This window comes from Kitasatospora sp. NPDC054795 (genome assembly GCF_053611565.1).
In genome coordinates this window covers 1-21,114 of sequence record NZ_JBSHAP010000153.1, presented here as the reverse complement: position 1 = coordinate 21,114, position 21,114 = coordinate 1, and the positions used below count along the sequence as shown (strand labels likewise).

Annotated in this window: 20 protein-coding genes; 14 read left to right on the top strand and 6 right to left on the bottom strand. The window is 73.9% G+C overall.

The features are described from left to right. Positions 1 to 122: 122 nt before the first annotated feature. Positions 123 to 260, bottom strand: coding sequence for a DUF397 domain-containing protein (locus ACWGJO_RS36060; protein ID WP_452189931.1), 138 nt, complete (start codon positions 258 to 260; stop codon positions 123 to 125). After that, positions 223 to 1,170 (bottom strand): helix-turn-helix domain-containing protein, encoded by a 948-nt coding sequence (locus tag ACWGJO_RS36055; protein ID WP_452189930.1) that lies wholly within the window; start codon positions 1,168 to 1,170, stop codon positions 223 to 225. Before ACWGJO_RS36055 ends, ACWGJO_RS36060 begins: the two co-directional genes overlap by 38 nt. 187 nt (positions 1,171 to 1,357) lie before the next feature. Between ACWGJO_RS36055 and ACWGJO_RS36050 the strand changes: the two genes are divergently transcribed. The 5 genes from ACWGJO_RS36050 (at position 1,358) to ACWGJO_RS36030 (ending at position 4,931) form a co-directional block, all read left to right on the top strand. Further along, positions 1,358 to 1,774, top strand: a complete 417-nt coding sequence (locus ACWGJO_RS36050; RefSeq protein ID WP_452189929.1) for an ATP-binding protein — start codon at positions 1,358 to 1,360, stop codon at positions 1,772 to 1,774. 15 nt (positions 1,775 to 1,789) lie between these two features. Beyond that, on the top strand, positions 1,790 to 2,350 hold the full coding sequence (locus ACWGJO_RS36045; protein WP_452189928.1) for a hypothetical protein: 561 nt from the start codon (positions 1,790 to 1,792) through the stop codon (positions 2,348 to 2,350). A 114-nt stretch (positions 2,351 to 2,464) separates the two neighbouring features. After that, positions 2,465 to 3,328, top strand: coding sequence for an alpha/beta hydrolase (locus tag ACWGJO_RS36040; protein WP_452189927.1), 864 nt, complete (start codon positions 2,465 to 2,467; stop codon positions 3,326 to 3,328). A gap of 212 nt (positions 3,329 to 3,540) precedes the next feature. Then, entirely contained in the window at positions 3,541 to 3,909 is a 369-nt protein-coding gene (locus ACWGJO_RS36035) for a hypothetical protein (protein ID WP_380545676.1), read from the top strand. Positions 3,910 to 4,052: 143 nt separating this feature from the next. Continuing rightward, positions 4,053 to 4,931 (top strand): ribosome-inactivating family protein, encoded by an 879-nt coding sequence (locus ACWGJO_RS36030; protein WP_452189926.1) that lies wholly within the window; start codon positions 4,053 to 4,055, stop codon positions 4,929 to 4,931. Between the two features lie 438 nt (positions 4,932 to 5,369). On the opposite strand, the gene ACWGJO_RS36025 is transcribed toward ACWGJO_RS36030, so the two are convergent. Beyond that, the gene (locus ACWGJO_RS36025; RefSeq protein ID WP_452189925.1) at positions 5,370 to 6,071 is read right to left on the bottom strand and encodes an alpha/beta fold hydrolase; all 702 of its coding nucleotides are present in this window, start codon (positions 6,069 to 6,071) and stop codon (positions 5,370 to 5,372) included. Positions 6,072 to 6,206: 135 nt separating this feature from the next. Here ACWGJO_RS36025 and ACWGJO_RS36020 point away from each other — a divergent pair, with 135 nt between their 5' ends. Together ACWGJO_RS36020 and ACWGJO_RS36015 are read left to right on the top strand one after the other, a co-directional pair. Then, positions 6,207 to 6,722, top strand: a complete 516-nt coding sequence (locus ACWGJO_RS36020) for a hypothetical protein (RefSeq protein WP_452189924.1) — start codon at positions 6,207 to 6,209, stop codon at positions 6,720 to 6,722. Between the two features lie 163 nt (positions 6,723 to 6,885). Continuing rightward, positions 6,886 to 8,472: an AMP-binding protein gene (locus ACWGJO_RS36015; RefSeq protein ID WP_452189923.1), complete on the top strand. Its 1,587-nt coding sequence runs from the start codon at positions 6,886 to 6,888 to the stop codon at positions 8,470 to 8,472. 72 nt (positions 8,473 to 8,544) lie between these two features. On the opposite strand, the gene ACWGJO_RS36010 is transcribed toward ACWGJO_RS36015, so the two are convergent. After that, a complete protein-coding gene (locus tag ACWGJO_RS36010) occupies positions 8,545 to 9,507 on the bottom strand; it encodes a GlxA family transcriptional regulator (RefSeq protein ID WP_452189922.1) in 963 nt (320 codons plus the stop codon). Between the two features lie 72 nt (positions 9,508 to 9,579). Between ACWGJO_RS36010 and ACWGJO_RS36005 the strand changes: the two genes are divergently transcribed. After that, positions 9,580 to 10,176, top strand: a complete 597-nt coding sequence (locus ACWGJO_RS36005; protein ID WP_452189921.1) for an isochorismatase family protein — start codon at positions 9,580 to 9,582, stop codon at positions 10,174 to 10,176. Between the two features lie 37 nt (positions 10,177 to 10,213). Here ACWGJO_RS36005 and ACWGJO_RS36000 read toward each other — a convergent pair whose 3' ends face one another. Continuing rightward, positions 10,214 to 10,996 (bottom strand): SDR family oxidoreductase, encoded by a 783-nt coding sequence (locus ACWGJO_RS36000; protein ID WP_452189920.1) that lies wholly within the window; start codon positions 10,994 to 10,996, stop codon positions 10,214 to 10,216. A gap of 103 nt (positions 10,997 to 11,099) precedes the next feature. On the opposite strand from ACWGJO_RS36000, the gene ACWGJO_RS35995 reads away from it, so the two are divergent. Continuing rightward, the gene (locus tag ACWGJO_RS35995) at positions 11,100 to 12,032 is read left to right on the top strand and encodes a sigma-70 family RNA polymerase sigma factor (RefSeq protein ID WP_452189919.1); all 933 of its coding nucleotides are present in this window, start codon (positions 11,100 to 11,102) and stop codon (positions 12,030 to 12,032) included. Positions 12,033 to 12,145: 113 nt separating this feature from the next. Here ACWGJO_RS35995 and ACWGJO_RS35990 read toward each other — a convergent pair whose 3' ends face one another. Continuing rightward, a complete protein-coding gene (locus ACWGJO_RS35990; protein ID WP_380671208.1) occupies positions 12,146 to 12,721 on the bottom strand; it encodes a nucleosidase in 576 nt (191 codons plus the stop codon). A gap of 345 nt (positions 12,722 to 13,066) precedes the next feature. Here ACWGJO_RS35990 and ACWGJO_RS35985 point away from each other — a divergent pair, with 345 nt between their 5' ends. The 5 genes from ACWGJO_RS35985 to ACWGJO_RS35965 form a co-directional block, all read left to right on the top strand. Next, positions 13,067 to 14,590 carry a hypothetical protein gene (locus ACWGJO_RS35985; RefSeq protein ID WP_452189918.1) on the top strand — a complete coding sequence of 508 codons (1,524 nt, stop codon included), beginning with the start codon at positions 13,067 to 13,069 and terminating at the stop codon, positions 14,588 to 14,590. Between the two features lie 20 nt (positions 14,591 to 14,610). Continuing rightward, positions 14,611 to 15,573, top strand: coding sequence for a glutamate ABC transporter substrate-binding protein (locus ACWGJO_RS35980; protein ID WP_452189917.1), 963 nt, complete (start codon positions 14,611 to 14,613; stop codon positions 15,571 to 15,573). 275 nt (positions 15,574 to 15,848) lie between these two features. After that, entirely contained in the window at positions 15,849 to 17,216 is a 1,368-nt protein-coding gene (locus ACWGJO_RS35975; RefSeq protein ID WP_380357648.1) for a hypothetical protein, read from the top strand. A gap of 5 nt (positions 17,217 to 17,221) precedes the next feature. Then, positions 17,222 to 19,774 carry a tetratricopeptide repeat protein gene (locus ACWGJO_RS35970; protein ID WP_452189916.1) on the top strand — a complete coding sequence of 851 codons (2,553 nt, stop codon included), beginning with the start codon at positions 17,222 to 17,224 and terminating at the stop codon, positions 19,772 to 19,774. A gap of 3 nt (positions 19,775 to 19,777) precedes the next feature. Next, positions 19,778 to 21,114, top strand: a 1,337-nt coding sequence (locus tag ACWGJO_RS35965; RefSeq protein ID WP_452189915.1) for a protein phosphatase 2C domain-containing protein, incomplete at its 3' end; no start/stop codon positions are given.

Below are 21,114 nucleotides of genomic sequence, written 5' to 3'. Positions count from 1 at the left end.
GGCGTTGTATGCCGCGGGCCCCCCGGGCCCCTGGCAGAGTTTTTGCACGCCCCCACAAAAATCCCCCGGGGGGGGGGGGCCCCCGGGGGTGCCCCCCGCCCCGAGGGGTGTGGAGGGGTGGATCAGCCCTCGATCGGCAACTCGCCGGCCCGGACTGCCGTGATGAAGGCGCCCCACGAGGAGTCGGGGAAGACGAGTGCCGGGCCCTGCGGGTCCTTGGAGTCACGCACCGGAACGAGGCCGGGGAATCCGGGCGCCACCTCGATGCAGTTGCCGCCGTTGTCGCCGCTGTAGCTGCTCTTCCGCCAAGCGGTCGCGGCGAGCTCGTTGCTCATCATCCTTGAAACCCTCCAGCGCTTCGGCAATCAACCGAAGCGAGTCGAACTCTGACAGACATTCGGCGCGGAGCTGATCATAGCGACGCTGGTGCTTGGCCACGACGTCGGAATCGTCGCTCAGGTGCCCCCGATCGAGGCTCTCCGAGTACACCGAGCGCCGCCCATCCGGCAGCTCCAGCAACACCATAGCCGCGTTGAAGACGACTCGACGGGCCGAGAACGGCGCCACCTGAAGGACGATATTCGGAAGCTGCGCCACTCGTAGCAGGTGTTCCATCTGGCTTCTCATCACATCCGGTCCACCCACGACCGTTCGGATCGCGCTCTCGTCGAGAATGACGAGCAGCAACGGCCCATCAGGTTCGAGAAAGCGACTCTGCCGACTGAGTCGGGCCCTGGTCAGCTCCTCGATCTCCTCCGGCTTGCCAGCCGCAATGCCACTGGCGAACAGCGCCTGCGCATACATTCTGCACTGCAACAGGCCGTACATCACGCTGTCCTGGTACGCACGCAGCCCGATGGCGATGGACTCCTGGTCCGCGTAGTCCTGGAACCAATCCGGATGCTCGATCGAGGCGTTCCAGTCAACTCGCCCGTACAGCCGCATGAGCAGGTCGCCGGTGTTCAGCAGTTGCCCGAGCTCCTCGACCTCCTCGACCGAGGGCTTCCGCCGCCCGCTCTCCGTCCGCGAGATCACCGTCCGGTCGAGGTGGAGCAGCTTGCCCAGCTCCTCCTGGGTGAGGCACGCCAACTCGCGCGCGTAGCGGACCTCTTCGCCGAACATGATCGCGGAGCTCGCCGTCGGTCCGCGCTTGATCTTCCGATGTGCCATCACTGCTCCCAGCTGTGCGTCACGTGCTCAACACGTGGTTCTGGGCGTCACCGTACTCCCGCGGGCCGATCATTGATACCGGAACGCAATCATCTGCATGCACAGCGTGAATGCGTGCGCTCTTGTCGCACTCCCCCTCCGCCCCCTCCGAGGTACCCCCATGCTCAAAACGCACCGTCGCCCCCGCATGTTCGTCGCGCGTCTCGACTCCCGTACCGAGTCCACGCCGCTGGCCCGTTACTTGCTCCGGGCCTACCTCTCCGCCCTCCCCTCCGGCGACCGGTACTCGGACACCGCCGAACTGCTCATCGGCGAGTTGTTCGCCAATGCCGTGCAGCACTCCGACGCCCCCGACGACTGCCATATCGAGATCCGCTTCACCGTCACCGGCTCCCGTCTGCGGCTGGAAGTCCACGACGCCGGCACCGACCACCCCACCCTCCACATCCCGACCCCCGACGACGAACACGGGCGCGGCCTGCTCCTCGTCGACGCACTCGCCGAACGCTGGGGCAGCGCCAACCGCCCCGGCGGCATCGGCAAGTACGTCTGGGCCCTCGTCGCGCCCGCCCCCGGCCCCACCATCTCGCTCGTCACCGCCTGAAAGACCGAACCCCCCATGCACCTCACCACCCTCGCCGGCCACGCCCTCTCCCGCGGCCGCACCCCCGCCGACACCTACGCCCTCCTCGCCCGCCGCACCCACAAACCGCTGCCCTCCGCCCGCGCCGTCTGCCTCGCCCTGACCATCCCCCTCGCCGAAACCGTCCGCCGCCTGGCCGACTGCCACGACGCCCTCCTCGCCAACCCCCGCACGGGCTCCGAGACCGACACCGGCGAACTCCTCGAAGCCCTCGGCGTCTTCGACGTCCCCGCCTCCCTCACCGACACCGAACTCGCCGTCGTCGACCACTTCCTCACCGCCATCGACGCCATGGGCGGCATCCGACCCGGTCACCAGCACGGCCTGAGCCGCTGGTTCACCACCGGCAACCTCACCGCGGCCTACCTCTCCCTCGCCGCCGCCCGACCCCTCCCCCGCACCGGCGATCCCGCCACCTACTGGACCACCCTCGTCACCGCCGGCGAACTCCTCACCACCACCCCCAACCCCGACACCCGCCTCAAGTACGCCCTCACCCACTGCCGCACCCAGGCGGCGAAGGGGCTTTCCGGGTAGTGCGATGATCATTCGCTGAGTACTGTGTGCCGTCGAACAGTTGGGCAGCTGTTCGACGGCTGCCCCCGTGCGACGCGCATGCCGCCGCACGGAGGTCAGAAAGTGAGCAGACAGATGCAACCGACGTTCGTCCTGGTCCACGGAGCCTTCGCGAACTCCTTCTCCTTCGCGCCGCTCCAAGCCGAACTCGGCCTTCTCGGGCACCGGTCCGTCGCCGTCGACCTCCCGGGGCACGGATTCGCCGCGACGTACCCGGCCGCCTACCAGGCGCCGCAGGACCTCGAAGGGCTCGCCACCGTGCCCGGCGCCATCAAGGGCGTCACCCTCACCGACAACGTCGCGCACCTCATCGGGATCCTGGAGCGGGCCAAGCGCAACGGGCCCGTCGTCCTGGTCTCCCACAGCCGCGGCGGCCTGACGGCCACTGTCGCGGCCAACCGGCGGCCCGACCTGATCGACCGCATCGTGTACGTCTCCTCCTGGGCCCCCGTCGACCTTCCCGTCGGCGCCTACTACGCCGAGCCCGAGATGGCCACGGCCGACGCCGCGGGGCTGGCGGCGGCGATCATCGGCAACCCCGCCGAACTCGGGCTGCTGCGCTGCAACTTCCGCACCGCCGACCCCGGCGTCCTCGCGGGCTTCAAGGCGGCCTTCCTCGCCGACGGCACGGACGACCAGTTCATGGCCTTCCTCAACACCTTCCAGCCCGACGAGAACCTCGACACCGGCACCCCCGACGACCGGGCGCAGGCCGACACCTGGGGGCGCGTCCCCAGGACGTTCGTCCGGCTGACCGAGGACGCCGGCATCCCGCTCGCCATGCAGGACCGGATGATCCGCGAGGGCGACGCCCTCACCCCGGACAACCCCTACGACGTCCGCACGCTGCCCGGCAGCCACCTCAAGTGGCTGGTCGACCCGGCACCGGCCGCCCAGGTCCTGGCCGAACTCGCCGCGCTCCTGCCCACCGAAGCCTGACCGTTCCGCAACGGCTCCCCCGCGGGGGCAGCCACGCCCCTCCGCCTTCGGCCCGTAGCCCCGCACAGGAAGTCGGCCCCGCCGACTTCCTGTGTTCCGGACGCCCGGCTCAGGCCTTCGTCCTGACCGGTCACACCGCGGCCCACCTCGCCCGCGACCGGCGCGCGCCACCTCGCAGCCACCCGGTCCGCTCCCTGGTGAAGACTGCCTCCATGCGAGTGAAGTGCACCCAGATCATCGATCCGCAGAGCGACGAGACGATCGCGGCTCACCCCGCGATACACGTGGGCGGTGTCTACCCGGTCCTGGAGATGATGACCGGACCCGACTACTGGATGATCCGCGTCCTGGACGACAGCGGGAACGACCCCGGCTCGTTCTGGGATCCGGCGATGTTCGAGACCGTCGACGCCCACCTGCCCTCCAGCTGGACCCTCGTCCTGGAGAACGGCCGCATGCGGCTGGCCCACGCCCTCTGGCAGCGCCCGAACTTCTGGAACGACTACTTCGACAACGACCCCCGGGCCCTGGCGGACTTCCGAGCGGCCAAGCACGAGCTGCTCGACGGCACCGATCGATGACCACCGATCGATGACCGCGAACGGTCTGTGCGCTCCCGGGCACACGGCGGTGCGCTGACGACCGACTCCGGTGGCACGACGGCTCCTAGGCTCACGCCGCGACAGGACCGACTCCCCCTCAATCCGGAGACACCGAGAAGACCGTGCTGAAACGAATCTGCTCCGCCGTGCTGACCCTGGCCATCTCCATGGGCCTGGTGACGGCCTTCAGTGGCACCGCGTCCGCCACCAACTACCAGGTGATCGACTGGAACATCTCGAACATCACCGCCGGCGGGAACACCCACCACCAGAACTACTGGAACCTGATCGACGCCATCCACCGGTACACCTACGGCGACGTGACCGGCGTCAACAGCGTCACCGAGACCACCACCGAACGCGGCCGGCTGGTCCAGGTGCGCGTCCTGGACACCAACAACGTCCACCTCGCCTCCGTCTACCTCTGGGCGAACGACCTCTACGTCGCGGGCTTCTACGCCCCGCAGACCAACACCCACTGGGCGTTCCAGGACCGAATCAACGAGTTCCAGACCGCGCTGGGCGTGACGGTGCCCGCGAACCGCCGGATCGCCAGCGGCAACTACGCCGACATCCCGGGCGGCAACGACCGGGGAAGCCTCGCGCCCAACCCCGGGAACATCTACAACGCCATGCGCACCCTCGGCCGCGCCACGGCGTACAACGACGCCACGGGGCGCGCGGTGCTCATGGCGACCCAGATCTTCTCCGAGGCGGCGCGCTTCGGCGTGGTCTTCGACGTCATCCGGGGCAACATCCAGGACCCCAACCGGAACCGGACGCTGAACTACTTCGACCCCGCGCGCGGCAACATCCTCGCCGCCAACGTGGAGAACCAGTGGGGATCCATCAGCCAGTTCATCCGCAACGCGCGCGCCAACCCGTCCGGCCAGAGCGTCAGCGTCATGGGCCACACCGTGACCACCATCGCGGCCGTGCTCTACTACATCGGCTTCATCGAGGCCAACGGCGGCATCATGCACGGCAAGCCCGGAACCTGAGCCCCGGGGGCGGCCCACCGGCACCGACCGGCGGGCCGCCCTACCGCCCGTCCGTCCCGTGATCGACCGGACGCGGGGAGCAGCAGTCCGACACCCCGCCACCGGGCGGCGCAGCGGCCACGGCGGTCAGGGCCCGGCGCAGGGCGGCCTCGTCCGGCAGGCCGGACATCGTGCCGTCCGCTCTCCAGTAGAGGCGGCACGACAGGCTCGGCACCGCTCCAGGCGGTGCCGAGCGGGTCGGTGCCGTCGACCAGGACCGTCGGCGAGCCGTACATGCCCAGCCGGGCAGCCTCGGCCTCGTCGGCCACCTCGACCAACTCCACCTCGGCTTCCCGTCCGTCCAGCGCAGTAGTCACCAGCTCCAGCGCGGGCCGCGCATTCGGGCAGTCCGCCACCGTCAGCACCCTGACCCGCGCGGCAGCGCCGTGCCCCCGGCGGCTACAGCGCGGCCCGGTAGGCCTCCAGCCGCTCGGCCAGCTCCTGCGGGTGGCCGAGCATGGGGAGGTGGTCGCCCGGCATCTCGTCCGGCCGGAAGCCGAGCCGCTCCTCGACGTGCCGCCGCAGGAACGCGGGCGGGAAGAACCGGTCGCCGGTGGCCAGCAGGTACCTGGTCGGCACCTGCGGCCAGGCATCCAGCGGCCACGGCGTCCCGAACGGGGTCGCGGACTGCCGCCGCTCGTGCTTCGCGAGGAGTTCCTCGGCCAGCGCGGCCGGAGTGTCGTGCAGGAACAGGGCGCGTTCGTCCTCCTCCGCGCCCTCTGCCACGCCCCTGCTGCGGTCGGATTCGCGGCGGGCCGCCCAGTAGCCGGTGTTCTCCCACCACGCGCCCGGCGTCTCCCCGGGCGCCGGCACCTGGGCGTGCAGCATGACCAGCAGGTCCACCGGCATCCGCGCGCAGACCAGCGGGCCGGTGAAGCCACCGAACGAGTGCGCGACGACCACGAGCTCGCCCGGCCGGTCCCCGATCGCCGCCACCGCCGCCACCGCCGCGTCCGCGTACTCGGTGAGCCCGGCCGCGTCGTCGTCGCACGGCAGGTCCGGCGCGACCACCTCGTGACCCCGCCCGCGCAACTCGGCCGCCAGCGGCCCCCAGTACCAGGCATCGGCCGCCGCGCCATGGATCAGAACGTACGTCGCCACGGATCACTCCCCGTCCGGAACGGATCACTTCTGGACCGCACCCGAGCCTACCGACCGGTCCGCCCCCGAACTGCCTCGCGGCACCCGCATACTCGTCCCAACGACTATTCGCAGGCCACTCGTTGGGGGAAGCCCTTGTTCCGCGACACCCGCCCGCGCAGCATCCGCATACCGACCCACCGCGAGACCGCCGAGGAGTGGGGCGAGCAGGTCGCCGCGCTCCGCGCCGCTCCGCCCGGGTGGTCCTTCCTGCTGGGGCGGCTCTCCTCCGACGGCTACCTCTGCCACCTCGACCTCAACTACCACCTGGACGGCGAACTCGTCGCCGTCGTCCAGACCTCGCGACCCGTTCCGGCCGGCCACCGGGTGGGCTCCCTCACCACCCCGCAGTCCCAACTCTCCACCTTCCTGGCGAATTCGGACCGCCTCGACCCGCGCACCCACCTCGCCCCGCTCGACGGCCCGCCCACCCCGGGCGAGGTCCTGCTCCACGGCGTCCGCGTCCCGGTCGAGGTCCACCACAGCCACGGCTGCCGCAGTGCCCTCCTCCCCCGGCTCCCCTCCCAGCAGGGCTGCGTGATCGTCACCGCCGCCACCGAGCACTGGGCCGCCGCCACCGACCTCGCCCTGCGACCCCCGGCGGCGTTCTGAGCGGGGCGGGGCGCCGGCCCCCGCGCGATTCACCCGGACGGGGCGGCGCGAGCGGAGCACGAAAATGACACACCGTCATGAATGCGCCGTTGCCGATGCGTTCAGGCCAACTACCGGCAGAACATCCCCGGCACGACGGTGCGGGTGGGGTTAGCCTGTGGCCATGGTTGCAAACTGCAAGGAAGAAGTAGCCATGGGCGACGCGGAGTTCGTCAGCGGCCCCGCCCTGATCCTCCGGTCCCTCGCCTCCGACCCCGACCGGCGGGCCGTCGTCACCGCCGACGGCGCCGGGATCACCGCCGGCGACCTCGCCACCGCCGCCTACCGCCTCGCCCACGAGCTGATCACCCGGGGCGCCGCCCTCGGCACCACCGTGACCCTGCTGACCGGCAACACCCCCGAGGCCCTCGTCGCCCGGTACGCGGCCGGCCTCGCGGGCGCCCGGGTGGTGAACCTGTACGACGGCATGAGCGAGCCGGTCCTGGCCGAGATCACGGCGAGCGTCGACACGACCCTCCTGCTCGTGGACGCCGAACGGTACGCCTCGGCCGCCCGCTTGCTCCCGCTGCTCGACGGGCCCACCGTCCTCACCCTGGGCCCGGGGCCGGCCGACCGCGCCCCCGGCGCCCTCGGCGAGGACGTCATCGCCGCCTCCGCCCACCGCCCCGCCGAACCGCCGGACGTCCGGATCGGCCCGGAGGACGACCTCGGCATCCGCCACACCGGCGGCACCACCGGCATCCCGAAGGGCATCCTCAGCCTGCACGGGCCCTACCGCCGCGTCTTCGACGCCCCGGTCGGCAGCGACCCGGTCGACGGCGCGCCCCGCCTCCTCGCCGCCACCCCGCTCGCCCACCTCGCCGGGATCATGTCCGACCTCACCCTCCAGCGCGGCGGCACGGTGGTCCTCCAGCGCTCCTTCGACCCCGGCGCGGTCCTGGCCGCCGTCGAACGCGAACGCATCACCGACCTCTGGGTGCTGCCGGCGCTGCTCCACCAACTGCTCGACCACCCGGCGATCGGCCGCACCGACCTGTCCAGCCTGCGGCAGATCATCTACGGCGGCAGCGCCGCCTCGCCGACCCGGATCCGCGAGGCGCTCAAGGTGTTCGGGCCCGTCCTGGTCGGCGTCTACGGGATGTCGGAGGCGCAGGTGATCTCCTACCTCACCCCGCAGGAGCACGACCGGATCGGCCCCGACAGCATCCAGGTCCCGGTCGGCCGGCCCGCCCCGGGCGTCGAGGTGGCGATCCGCTCCCTCGACGGCGCCGACCTGCCGACCGGCGAACAGGGCGAGGTCCACCTGCGCTCCGACGGCATCATGGCCGGGTACTGGAAGCGGCCCGACCTCACCGCCGCCGTGCTGCGGGACGGCTGGCTGAACACCGGCGACGTCGGCTACTTCGACGAGGACGGCTACCTCTACCTCTCCGACCGGGTCAAGGACCTGATCATCGTGGTCGGCGGGCACGTCTACCCGTCCGAGGTGGAGGACGTCCTCCTCACCCACCCGACCGTCGCCCGCTGCGCGGTCTTCGGCGTCCGCGACGACCAGGAGACGGAGCACGTCCACGTCGCCGTCGTCCCCGCCCCGGGGCAGCGGCCGCGGCTCGACGAACTCCGCGCCTTCGTCACCGGGCGCAAGGGCCGGATCTTCGCCCCCGAGGCGCTCCACCTCGTCGACGAGATCCCGCTGACACCTGTCGGCAAGCCGGACAAGAAGCGCCTGCGCGAAGCCGCCACGGCCTGAGGGCGGCGAATTCCAGGGGTGGCGGCGCCGCGGGCCGCCACCCCGCCGGCCCGCGCACGGCGCTCGCTGCCGCTACCCCTCCTCGCGGCCGCGGAAGGCCCGGCGGTACTCCCGCGGGGCGACGCCCACCCGGTCCGTGAAGACCGGCCGCAGGGAGACCGCCGAGGCGAAGCCGCAGCGGGTGGCGACGGTGTCGACGGGCAGGTCGGTCTCCTCCAGGAGCCGCTGGGCGGTCAGGACGCGCTGGTCGAGGAGCCAGCGCATCGGGGTGGTACCGGTGGTGGCGGTGAAGCGGCGGGCGAAGGTGCGGTCGGACATCAGGGCGGCGGCGGCCATCCGGCGCACCGTCCAGGGAGCGTCGAGGGAGGCCCCGACCTCGGCCCGCAGCCGGGCCAGCGGATCGTCACCGGCAGCGGCGGCCGGGACCGGGGAGGGGATGAACTGGGCCTGGCCGCCCGCCCGGAAGGGCGCGGTGACCATGGCGCGGGCGATGGCGGCGGCGGCCTGCTGGCCGTGGGCGGTGCGGACCAGGTGGAGGCAGAGGTCGATGCCCGCCGCGACGCCCGCCGAGGTCCACAGGCCGTCGCCGCCGGTGAAAAGCACCTCGGGCCGGACCGTCACCGCCGGGAAGCGGCGGGCGAGTTCGGGGGCGAGCGCCCAGTGGGTGGTGGCCTCCCGGCCGTCCAGCAGGCCGGCCTCGGCGAGGACGAAGGCGCCCGCGCAGAGCGAGGCGACCGGGACGCCGGCGGCGGCCACCGCCCGCAGGGCGTCCAGAATCTCGGGGCCGCGCCGGGCGGCCGGGTCCTCGACGCCCGGCACCACCACCAGGTCGCAGGCGGCCAGCGCCGCCGGCCCGTGGTCGGGGACCCGCTCCAGCCCGCCGCCCAGCCGCACCCGGGCGCCCTCCGGCCCGCAGACCCGCAGGTCGAAGGCGGGCAGGCCGGGCCGGGAGGTCCGGTTCGCCCACACCTCGCCGATCACCGCGTAGTCGAAGGCCCGGACACCGTCGAAGATCAGACAACCCACCGTTCGCATGGCAGAAACCTATCGATGGGTGGCCCCGCTGCCCATCACGCCCGCCCGGCGATCCCGACCACCATGGACGGCATGACGAACACCGACGCCTTCGACGCCCCCCTCACCCTCGACCAGGACGCCGTCCTGCTGCTCATCGACGTCCAGAAGGGCTTCGAGGACACCGCCTTCTGGGGCCCCCGCGACAACCCGCGGGCCGAGCAGCGGATGGCCGAGCTGATCGCCGCCTGGCAGGCCACCGGCCGCCCGATCGTCACCGTGCAGCACACCTCCCCGGCCGGCCCGCTGGCCGAGGGCACCCCGGGGCACGGGCTGAAGGACTTCGTCGCCGACGTCACCCCCGCCCTGCACATCACCAAGACGGTCAACAGCGCCTTCTACGGCACTCCCGACCTGCACGCCTGGCTCCAGGAGCGCGGCGCCCGGCAGGTGGTGGTCACCGGGATCATCACCAACGTGTGCAACGAGACCACCGCCCGGATGGCCGGCAACCTCGGCTACGACGCGGTCTTCCCCGTCGACGCCATGCACTCCTTCGACATGACCGGCCCCGACGGCAGCACCGTCCCCGCCGCCGACCTCGCCCGCGCCACGGCCACCACCCTGCACGCGATGCGCTTCGCCAAGGTCGTGACGACGGAGCAGGTGCTCCGGGCGGCCAAGGCCTGAACAGCGGCTCGACCCCACGGACCGCCACGGACACTCCTCAGCCCGCCAGCCGCTCCGCCAGGTACTCCTCCCAGGTCCGCCGCCCGTGCTCGGCCCCCGCCGGGGCCAGGTTCTCCCCCGCCCGGTACGCCCGCCCGACCCTGCCCGGCACCCACAGCGGCAGGTGCCGGCGGCTGCGGCCGCGCGCCGCGAGGTAGCCGCGGGTCAGCTCGCCCATCTCGTACACCGTGGGGCCGGCCAGGTCGGGCACCGGCCCGGCCGGCCCGGCCAGCGCCGGCTCCACCAGCCGGGCGGCGACCTCCCGCACGTCCACCGGCTGCCAGCGCACCCCGCCGGGGGCCGGGACGAGCGGCAGCCGGGCCATCTTCTCCGCCACCGTGAACGCCAGGTCGTGGAACTGCGCGGCCCGCAGGATCGTGTACGGCAGGCCCGAGTCGGCCACCGCCCGCTCGGCGGCGTGCTTGGCCCGGAAGTAGCCGAGCGGCAGCCGGTCCGCGCCGATCACCGAGATGTACACCAGGTGCCGCACCCCGGCCCGCCGCGCGGCGGCGACCAGCAGCCGGGTGGCGACGTCGTCGCCCTTGGGGCCGCCGGCCAGGTGCAGCACGGTGTCCACCCCGGCCAGCGCCGCGTCCAGCTGCCGGGCCGCCGTCGCCGGGTCGCCGAGCAGGTCGCCGCGCACGTACGCCACGCCGTCGGCGTCCGGACGGTCCTGCCGGCTGAGCACGCGCACCGGCGGCCCGGCCGCGCGCAGCAGCGGGACCACCTGCCGGCCCAGGGTTCCGGTCCCGCCGGTGACCAGCACGGTGTGCTTCGTCATGATCGTCTCCGTTTCGTCCCGGGCCGGGAGTTGATCTCCCCGCCGCGGCCGTTGTTGGGTGGCTCCTGCTGCCCTGACCCCCGGCGACGAAGGAATGTGACACGTGGACGAGAAGGTGGACCAAAGCTCTGCCCGGGCCGCGCTCTTCGAGGAGCAGCGCCCGCGCCTGCGCGCCGTCGCGTACCGGATGCTCGGCTCGATCAGCGAGGCCGAGGACGCCCTCCAGGAGGCCTGGCTCCGCTACGACCGCACCGACACCGCCGACGTGGCCAACCTCGGCGGCTGGCTCACCACGGTGGTCTCGCGGGTCTGCCTGAACCTGCTGCGCACCCGCGCCCAGCGCCGCGAGGAGCCGCTGGAACCCGCCGGGCCGGGCGGCGAGCCGGGCCCGCCGCGCATCCCGGACCCGCTGCTGCGGCGCGAGGGCGTCGTGGACCCGGAGCAGGAGGTGATGCTCGCGGACTCGGTCGGGCTGGCGCTGATGGTGGTGATGGAGTCGCTGTCACCGGCCGAGCGGGTCGCCTTCGTGCTGCACGACCTCTTCGCGGTGCCGTTCGAGGAGATCGCCCCGCTGATCGAGAGGACCGCCGCCGCCACCCGCCAGCTGGCCAGCCGGGCCCGGCGCAAGGTGCAGGGGCAGGCGCCCGCGCCCGACCCGGACCTCGGCCGGCAGCGGCGGGCCGTGGACGCCTTCTTCGCCGCCGCCCGCAACGGCGACCTGGACGCGCTCGTCGCCGTGCTCGACCCGGACGTGGTGCTGCGCTCGGACGGCGGCACGGCGATGGCCCGGCACACGGTGGTGCTCTCGGGCGCCGGCACGGTGGCCGGCCAGGCCGTCCTGTGGGGCACGCTGTCGCCGTTCGCCCGCCCGGCGCTCGTCAACGGCGCCGCCGGCGCGGTGGTCGTCGGCGACAACGGCCGGGCGCTGTCGGTCATGGCCTTCACCGTGGTGGACGGCGCGATCGTCGCGATCGACGTGCTCACCGACCCGGAGCGGCTGGCGGCCCTGGACCTCACGGACTTCCGGGAGCAGTGACGCCCGGGCGCACGGAACGGGGTGGGAGGGCCGTCGCCCTCCCACCCCGTTCCACAGCCCTGCGCCCCCCTTGAACAGGCGCCCCCTTGAACAGGCGCCCCCTTGAACAGGCGTCACCAGCCCTGGGCGACCACCCAGTCGGCCAGCTTCCGGGCGCAGTCGTCCACCGCCTCCTTCCAGCTGTGCTCCGCACCGTCCCCGGCCTCGTCGCTGACGTGCTTGACCAGCCGCACCGGCAGCCCGGCCCGGTGGGCGACGGTGGCGACGGCGTAGCCCTCCATGTCCACCAGGTCGGCGTGCTCGGCGAGCCGGTCGCGGGCGGCCACGTCGGAGACGAAGAGGTCCCCGGTGGCCAGCACCGGGCCGTCTCCCTTGCCGATCACCAGCGGGGCGCCGTACTCACGCCCGGTGAGCGCGTGCAGGGCGGCGGTGTCGAGGTCGTGCTGGATCACCTGGACCACGTGGTGGGTGCCCTCCCAGCCGGGGCGCAGCGCACCGGCCGTGCCGAGGTTGATCACCTCGGACGGCTTCTCGCCCTGCGCGAGGACGGTGGCCAGTGCGACGGCGGCGTTGACCTTCCCGATCCCGGTGAGCAGCACGGGCAGGCGGTCGTCCAGGTGGGCGGCCTCCTCACGCACGGCGACGACGAGCAGCGGGCGGTCGGGCGAGATCGTTCCAAGCAGGCGCATACCTCCATCGTACGGAGCGAGGGGTCGCCGCACCCGGGATTGCGCGCCCTCAACCGGACCCCCGCGCTCCGCCCGACCGTGGGAACCGCGTAGGGTGCGGCCCGCGTCGGACGGTTCGCCACCTCTCGGGACGACCGGTGGGAGCGGCCCGGGCCGTACGGGCCGGACCGACGGCACGGGCGCACGAACGGTACCGGCCGCACCAGTGGTACCGGCCGTCCCGCGAACGTGCACGACATGCTCAAGATCGGCGCAAGTCAGGTGTGGCCGGGGGGAGTCACGGCCATACTGCTGCCATCGGTCGGGCCCCGGGGACGGGCCCGGCCCCAGGGGAGGATGAGGCGGGTGGCAACACCAGTAGGCAGCGGCGCGTCCGGCGCCGCGTTCCCGGCACGGCCGAACCAGCTGCCGGGGGCGCCGGGCGCCGTGGTGGCGACGGCCGCACCGGGGGCACCGGCCGTCCCCGGATCGGCCCCGCTCGCGAAGTCCGGCGGGGCGCCCCCGGCACCCAGACCCGGCGGGGCGCCCGCGAAGCGCCCTCCGGCGGCCGTCGCCACCGGCGCGCGCGCCCGGCTCGCGCAGGCCACCCGCACACCCCCCGGCCGGCTGCGGCTGGCCGGCGTGGTGCTCGCGGTGCTCACCGTGGCCTTCGGCGGGCTCACCGCCTGGCAACTGGAGACCAGGGCCCAGGCCGCCGACCGGGTGGTCTCGTACAGCCAGCCGCTCAGCCGGGACGCCGCCGAGATCCACCGCAACCTGGCCGACGCCGCCACCACCGCGGCCAGCGGCTTCCTGCTGGCCGGCGCCGAGCCCGACGAGGTCCGCAACCGCTACGAGCAGGACATCGCCACCGCCGCCAAGCTGATCGCCCAGGCCGCCGCCCGGACCACCGCGACCTCGCCGGCGCAGGGCTCGCTCGCCCGGCTGAACCAGCAACTCCCGGTGTACGCCGGCCTGGTGGAGACCGCGCGGGCCGACAACCGACAGGGCATACCGCTCGGCGGCGCCTACCTGCGGTACGCCTCCGAGCAGATGCAGACCGTCCTGCTGCCGACCGCCGCCGAACTGGCCGCCGTCGAGAACCGGGAGCTGTCCGACGACTACGCCGAGGCCAGAGCGGTGCCGTGGGCGGCGTACGGCCTGGCGCTGGTCGCCCTGGCCGCGCTGGCCTGGGTGCAGCTGACGCTGTTCCGCCGCACCAACCGGGTGTTCAACATCGGGCTGCTGGGCGCCACCGCCGCCGTCCTGTCCGGCGCCCTGTGGCTCACCGTCACCGGGCTGACCACCAGCTCGGCGCTCCAGCGGAGCAACCGCGAGGGCGCGGCCCCGCTGCGGGCGCTCAACACCGCCCGGGTGGACGTACTGACCGCCCGGCTGGCGGAGAACCTGCACTTCGTCGCCCGCGGCTCGACCGCCAAGTACGCCGACCAGTGGACGAAGGCCACCGAACACCTGGCCGGGGCCAAGGACCTCCCGCCGGACCGGTCCAACGGCTCCCTGCCGCAGGCCGTCCGGCTGGCGCCGTCGGCCGCCGTGCCGAGCGTCGTGGACGCCTCGAAGCAGTTCGACGAGTGGCGCCGGCGGCACGACGCCGCCCGGACCCAGGAGGTCGACAACGCCGACTACCAGGGCGCCCTGGAGGCCACCGTGACGGCCAAGGGCGACGCGGCCACCGCCGACGCCGCCTTCAACGCCACCGACAAGGCGCTCGCCCGGGCCGCCGACATCGAGCAGGACCGCTTCGACAAGGCCGCCGGGGGCACCGGCGGAGACCTGCGCGCCGCCGCCGTCGCCGCCGCGCTGCTCGGCCTGGTGGCCGCGACCGCCGCGCTGCGGGGCCTGGGCCGGCGACTGGCCGAGTACCGGTGACGGGCAGAGGGGGAGACGCGATGCGCACCAGAGGATCCAGCGGATCGAGGAGAAGGACCAGGACCGCCGCCGCGCTCGCGCTGCTGGCGGCCTGCACGGCCGTGCTCACCGGGGGCGGCCCGGTCGGCGCCGCGCCGGCGGCCGCGACCGCCGCGCCGCTGGCCGTGCACCAGGACCAGCAGGACCAGGCCGACGGCTGCGACGTCTACAAGAGCGTGCCGCCGAGCACCGACGACGGCCCGGCCGTGAAGGCCGTCAAGGCCCGGCGCAGCCTGGTGATCGGCGTGGACCAGAACAGCTACCGCTGGGGCGCCCGCAACCCGAACACCGGCCAGATCGAGGGCTTCGACATCGACCTCGCCCGGGCGATCGGCGCGGCCGTCATGGGCGACCCGGACAAGGTGGTGCTCAAGCCGGTGGCCACGGCCGACCGGATCGACGCCATCAAGAAGGGCCGGGTCGACCTCATCGTCCGCACCATGACGATCAACTGCAAGCGGATGGAGGACGTCGCCTTCTCCAAGCCGTACTTCAACATCAGCCAGCGCGTCCTGGTGCCGAAGTCGTCGCCGGCGAAGAACATCGACGACGCGATCAAGGACAAGGCGGTCTGCGCCGCCGACGGCTCCACCGCCCTGACCGTGGTCAAGGAGAGGAAGACCGCCCGGCAGGTCGTCACGGTGGAGAACCAGCTGGACTGCCTGGTCCTGATGCAGCTCGGCAAGGTCGACGCCACCATGACCGACAACGGCCTGGCGGCCGGCCAGGCCGCGCAGGACCAGACCGTGCGGATCGTGGACGGCGAGGCCCAGCCGGAGGTGATCGGCGTCGCCATGCTGAAGGACAGCACCGACCTGACCGCCCGGGTCAACCAGGTCCTGGCCGACTACTACGCGCGCGGCGACTGGACCCGTTCGTACGAACACTGGCTCAAGCCGTACATGCTCAACGAGGCCGAGCACTACTGGCCCGCACCGCACTGATCCGGCGTCGGGGCAGGTCCGGGGCGGGCGTGCGGGACGGCGCGGGACGGCGCGCGGGACGGCGCGGGGGAGGTGGCGCACGATCCGTCAGCGGGGCGTTGACGGCACGTTGACGCCCCGCGCCCGCTCCGCCCGAACGGCCACCGGCTAGGGTTCGGGACGATCACCACGGGGAGACCGGTGGTGGACACGGGGGTTGTCGTGGGACCGCACGTCCGGTACGTCGAGCACGTCAGGTACGTCGGGATCGCACGCGAGGAAGGAAGGACACCGCGGTGGCGGCATCGGCTGGCCCGGTACTGAGCCGGGAGGAGGTCGACCGCGCGCTCGCCCGCCTCGGCGCGGAGCGGGACGCGGTCGAATCGGCGCTGCTCGCCCTCCAGGACCACCCGGGCCTGCGGCTGCTGGACGGCGCCGAGCTGTCCGGGCGCACCCTGGAGCGCTGGTCGGTCGCCGGCAAGGGACTGCCGCTGCTCTGGGCGCTGTTCGACCGCTACTCCGAGGCACTGGCCTCGGCCCGGGCCGTCCGGGCCCGCAAGGCCAAGCCCGGCACGCCCGAACTCGCCGAGCTGAGCGAACTGCTGACCGGCGACGCGGTGACCGTCCCGGGCGGGGTGGTGCCGGACGGCCCGCAGGTGCTCGGCGCGCCCGCCAAGCTGGTCGAACGGATCAGCCTGGACGCGCTGATGACCCGGATGAACTCCTGGTACGCCACCGTGCTGGAGGTGGTCAGCGCCGCCGACGCGGTCTGGTCGGCGCTGCCGGCCCGGATCGACCTGCTGCTGGCCGAGCTCCAGCGGGTGCGCACCCTGGCCGCCTCGCTCGGCGTGCGCACGGGCGCCCACCCGCTGGGCGACGACCTGGCCGGCCTCGAGAAGGACCTCACCGAGCTGCGCACCGAGGTGCGCGGGGACCCGCTGGCACTGTGGCGCCCGGCCCGGGTGCCCGCCCAGCGCGGCACGGTCCCGGAGGGCTCGGCCTTCGCCGGCCCGGCCGGGGTGGTGGACACCGAGCGGTTCGACCGGGCCGGGCGGGCGCTGGACGGCGTCCGGCTGGAGCTGGAGGACCTGCTGCGGCTGCGCGACGAGGCCGAGGACCGCCTCCAGGGCGTCGGCGACCTGCTCCAGCGGGCCGACGCCACCCTGGCCGAGGCCCGCCGGGCGCGCGGCGAGGTGCTGGCGAAGATAGCGTCCAGCGACGTCCCGGCGGTGCCCGGACCGGCCTCGGCGCTGCGCGAGCGGATCGTCGCGGCGCTGGACCTGCGCCAGGCCGGGCAGTGGGGCCGGCTGGCGCCGCTGCTGGACACGCTGGAGGACGCCGCCGCCAAGGAGCTGACCCGGGCCCGGCAGTCGCTCACCGAGGTGACCCAGCCGCTGGCCGTCCGGGCCGAGCTGCGCGGCCGGCTGGACGCCTACAAGGCGATGGCGGCCCGGCTGCGGGTCTCCGAGGACCCGGAAGTGATCGAGCGGTACGAGAAGGCGCGCTGGCTGCTGTGGAGCGCGCCCTGCGACCTGCGGGCGGCGGCCGCCGCGGTGGCCCGGTTCCAGCAGTCGCTGCGGCCGGCCCACACCGAGGCCGGAACCGGGCAGGCTCAGGAGGCGGCCGGCCGGCCGCCGGCCGACGGAGAGGTTCAGGGGGGCTGAGGTTGATGGGCGGGACGTGCGAACGGCCGGAGTGCTCCGGCAGCGGCAGGATCGACGCCGACGGCTACTGCGACGAGTGCGGACTGGCCCCGGCGGCCAGGACCACCGCCACGCCCGGGGGGGCGACGACGGGGACCGCGGGGACGGGAGCACCGACGACGGGAGCACCGGGAACCGGGGCCCCGGCGTCCGCCGGCCCCGGCTCGCCCTGCCCGCGCGACTGCTCCGGCACCATCGACCCGGACGGCTACTGCGACGAGTGCGGCCTGACCCCGCCCGGCGGCGACACCGGCGTCACCCAGCCGTACGTCCCCTCCGCCCGGGTCTCCCCCGGCTCCGGCCCCACCGGCTCCGGCCATGCCCGTTCGATGTCGGCCCGCACCGGCTCGGCCCGTACGATGTCCGGCCGCTCCCGCTCGCACCGCTCCACCCGCACCGGCAGCGGCCGCTCGCTCTCGGTCCGCTCCACCCGGGGCGGCGGCACCGCGGGCACCCGCAGCCGGCTGGGCGCCGGCCTGGTCACCGTGCCGACCGTCGAGGCGGCCGACCCGTCCCGGGCCGTGCTGGCCAACCCCGAGGTGCCCGAGCGCAAGCGGTTCTGCTCCAAGTGCGAGGCCCCGGTGGGCCGGGAGAAGAACGGCAGCCCGGGACGCCCGGACGGCTTCTGCACCAAGTGCGGCACGCCGTACTCGTTCACGCCCAAGCTGCGCCGCGGCGACCTGGTCGGCGGGCAGTACGAGGTGGTGGGCTGCCTGGCGCACGGCGGGCTCGGCTGGATCTACCTGGCGGTGGACCGGCGGGTCAACGACAAGTGGGTGGTGCTCAAGGGCCTGCTGGACACCGGCGACGAGGACGCGCTCGCGGTGGCCGTCGCCGAACGGCGCTTCCTGGCCGAGGTGGACCACCCGAACATCGTCCGGATCATCAACTTCGCCGAGCACCCGGACCTGCGCACCGGCGCCACCGACGGCTACATCGTGATGGAGTACGTCGGCGGGAAGTCGCTCAAGGACATCGCCAACGAGCGCCGCACCGCGGACGGCCGGCGCGAGCCGCTGCCGGTCGAGCAGGCGATCGCCTACGCGCTGGAGGCGCTGCCGGCCCTGGGGTACCTGCACGGCCGGGGCCTGGTGTACTGCGACTTCAAGATCGACAACGTGATCCAGAGCGGCGACACGCTCAAGATCATAGACATGGGCGCGGTCCGCCGGCTCGACGACGACGGCCCGATCTACGGCACCATCGGCTACCAGGCCCCGGAGATCGCCACCGACGGCCCCTCCGTCGCCTCCGACCTGTACACCGTGGCCCGCACCCTCGCGGTGCTCACCTTCGACTTCCAGGGCTACAGCGGCACCTACCGCGACTCGCTGCCCGGCCCCGAGCAGGTCGAGGCCTTCGCCCGGTACGAGTCCTACTACCGCTTCCTGGTCCGCGCCACCGACCCGGACCCGGCCCGCCGCTTCGCCTCCGCCGAGGAGATGGCCGACCAGCTCACCGGCGTGCTGCGGGAGATCATGGCCCTCCAGGACGACCGGCCCCGGCCCGCGCCGTCCACCCTGTTCGGCCCCGAACTGCGCGTCGTCGACACCGAGCTGGTGCTGCCCACCGAACAGGCCGGACAGCTCCGGGTGGCCCCCCTGGACCCGGCCGCCGCCGCCCTCGCGCTGCCCGTCCCCCGGGTCGACCCCGGCGACCCCAACGCCGGCTTCCTGGCCGTCCTGGTCACCCCCGACCCCGAGGAGACGCTCGCCGCGCTGGCCGCCGCGCCCACCGTCTCGGTCGAGAGCCGGCTGCGCGAACTGCGCACCCTGCTCGAACTCGGCCGCCACCCGGACGCCGTGCGCCGCCTCGCCGAACTGGAACAGGACCAGCCGGACGACTGGCGGGTGGTCTGGTACCGCGGCCTGACCGCGCTGGTCGAGGGCGGCCCCGCCGACCTGCGGGCCGCCGCGGAGGCCTTCGACGCGGTCTACGACGCCTTCCCCGGCGAGGCCGCCCCCAAGCTGGCCCTCGCCATCTGCGCCGAACTGCTCGCCGACGGCGGCGACGCGGCCGAGTTCTACCGACTGGTGTGGGCCACCGACCACGCCTACCTGAGCGCCGCCTTCGGGCTGGCCCGGGTCCGGCTGGCCGAGGAGGACCGGACCGGCGCGGTCCGCGTCCTGGAGACCGTCCCGGCCACCTCCAACCAGTACACGGCCGCCCGGATCGCCGCCGTCCGGGCCCGGCTGCGCGAGCGCCCGGCCACCGACGACCTGGCCGTCGACCTCGGCGCGAGCTCCACGCAGCTGACCGCGCTGCGGCTGGACTCCCGCCGCCGCGAGGAGCTCGCGGTCGAGGTGCTCGACGCGGCCCTCGGCTGGGTCGGCGCCGAGGCGGCCGCCGGCCGGCGCGCCACCGACCTGGTGGTACTGGGACGTCCCGCACAGGAGCGGGAACTGCGCTTCGCCCTGGAACAGTCCTACCGGGTACTCGCCCGGTTGGCCGACCGGGCCGAGATCAGGATCGAGATGGTGGAACGGGCCAACCGTGCCCGTCCCAGGACGTGGGTGTAGCAGATGCCGCAGCAGACCGAGTGCCCGAGCTGTTCGGAGCCGATGGACCAGGAGGACGCCTTCTGCGGCTCCTGCGGGACCGGCCGGAACGGCCGGGCGGCCCCCGGCTCGATGCCGGCGAGCTGGGCCGCCGCGCGCGGCGAGGCCGTACCGTCGCCGCGCGGGCCGGTCTGCGTGCACTGCGGGCAGCCGCAGGTCGCCCCGGACGGCTACTGCGAGGGCTGCGGCGGCGCCCAGCCGCGCCCGCGCGACCACATGGAGAAGTCGCTCGGGGGCGTCGCCGGGGTCAGCGACCGTGGTGTGCGCCACCACCGCAACGAGGACTCCTTCACCGTCGCCGCGACCTCACTGCCCGGCGGCGAGCCGGTCGTGGTCGCCGTGGTGTGCGACGGCGTCTCCTCCTCCGACCGCCCGGACGAGGCCTCGGAGACGGCCGTGGACGCCGCCTCCGAGTCGCTGCTGACCGCCCTGGAGGCCGGCCGGGACCCGAACCGGGCGATGCACCAGGCCATCGCCGACGCCGCCAAGGCCGTCGCCGACCTCGCCACCGACGGCGCTGGCCCCACCCGCCCCGACCTCAACGCGCCCGCCTGCACCTACGTCAGCGCCATAGCCGCGGGCGGACGGGTCACCATCGGGTGGGTCGGCGACACCCGGGCGTACTGGATCCCGGACGACCGCGCCGCCGCCGAGCCCTTCCGGCTCACCCAGGACGACTCCTGGGCGGCCCGGATGGTCGAGGCCGGGCTGATGAGCGAGGCCGAGGCCTACTCCGACCCCCGCGCGCACGCGATCACCGGCTGGCTCGGCGCCGACGCCGAGGAGGTCGTGCCGCACACCCTCGACTTCACCCCGCACGTCCCCGGGGTGGTGCTGATCTGCACCGACGGGCTGTGGAACTACGCCGAGGCGGCCACCGACCTGGCGTACTACGTGCGCCCGGACGCCCGCACCGAGCCGCTCGCCACCGCACAGACCCTGGTGAAGTTCGCGGTCGCGGCCGGCGGCCACGACAACATCACCGTCGCCGTACTGCCGATCGACCCGCCGGCCGCCGCCGTCGAGGAGGCCGAGCAGAGCCCCACCGCGCTGGACCTGCCGGTGATCGCTCCGCGGCCGGCCGGCCGACCGGCCGCGGAGGAGGACGAGGACCACGATCCGACCCTGCCGGACCTCCCGGTGATCGGCTCCCCCGCCGCCCCGCTGCCCCCGGTCCCGCCGGCGCCGCCGGAGGTGCCTCCGGCGCCGGCCGTCCCGCCGCTCGTCCCCGCCGCTCCGGCACCGCCCGTCGCCCCGCCTGTTGCCCCGCCCGTCCCGCCGCAGCCGCCGCACCCGCCCAC

Coding starts and splice junctions, on each gene's coding strand:
- ACWGJO_RS36045 (WP_452189928.1), top strand. CDS start 1,790: ATGCACCTCACCACCCTCGCCGGCCACGCCCTCTCCCGCGGCCGCACC.
- ACWGJO_RS36035 (WP_380545676.1), top strand. CDS start 3,541: ATGCGAGTGAAGTGCACCCAGATCATCGATCCGCAGAGCGACGAGACG.
- ACWGJO_RS36050 (WP_452189929.1), top strand. CDS start 1,358: ATGTTCGTCGCGCGTCTCGACTCCCGTACCGAGTCCACGCCGCTGGCC.
- ACWGJO_RS36000 (WP_452189920.1), bottom strand. CDS start 10,996: ATGACGAAGCACACCGTGCTGGTCACCGGCGGGACCGGAACCCTGGGC.
- ACWGJO_RS36040 (WP_452189927.1), top strand. CDS start 2,465: ATGCAACCGACGTTCGTCCTGGTCCACGGAGCCTTCGCGAACTCCTTC.
- ACWGJO_RS36055 (WP_452189930.1), bottom strand. CDS start 1,170: ATGGCACATCGGAAGATCAAGCGCGGACCGACGGCGAGCTCCGCGATC.
- ACWGJO_RS36015 (WP_452189923.1), top strand. CDS start 6,886: ATGGTTGCAAACTGCAAGGAAGAAGTAGCCATGGGCGACGCGGAGTTC.
- ACWGJO_RS35970 (WP_452189916.1), top strand. CDS start 17,222: ATGGGCGGGACGTGCGAACGGCCGGAGTGCTCCGGCAGCGGCAGGATC.
- ACWGJO_RS35980 (WP_452189917.1), top strand. CDS start 14,611: ATGCGCACCAGAGGATCCAGCGGATCGAGGAGAAGGACCAGGACCGCC.
- ACWGJO_RS35990 (WP_380671208.1), bottom strand. CDS start 12,721: ATGCGCCTGCTTGGAACGATCTCGCCCGACCGCCCGCTGCTCGTCGTC.
- ACWGJO_RS36005 (WP_452189921.1), top strand. CDS start 9,580: ATGACGAACACCGACGCCTTCGACGCCCCCCTCACCCTCGACCAGGAC.
- ACWGJO_RS36010 (WP_452189922.1), bottom strand. CDS start 9,507: ATGCGAACGGTGGGTTGTCTGATCTTCGACGGTGTCCGGGCCTTCGAC.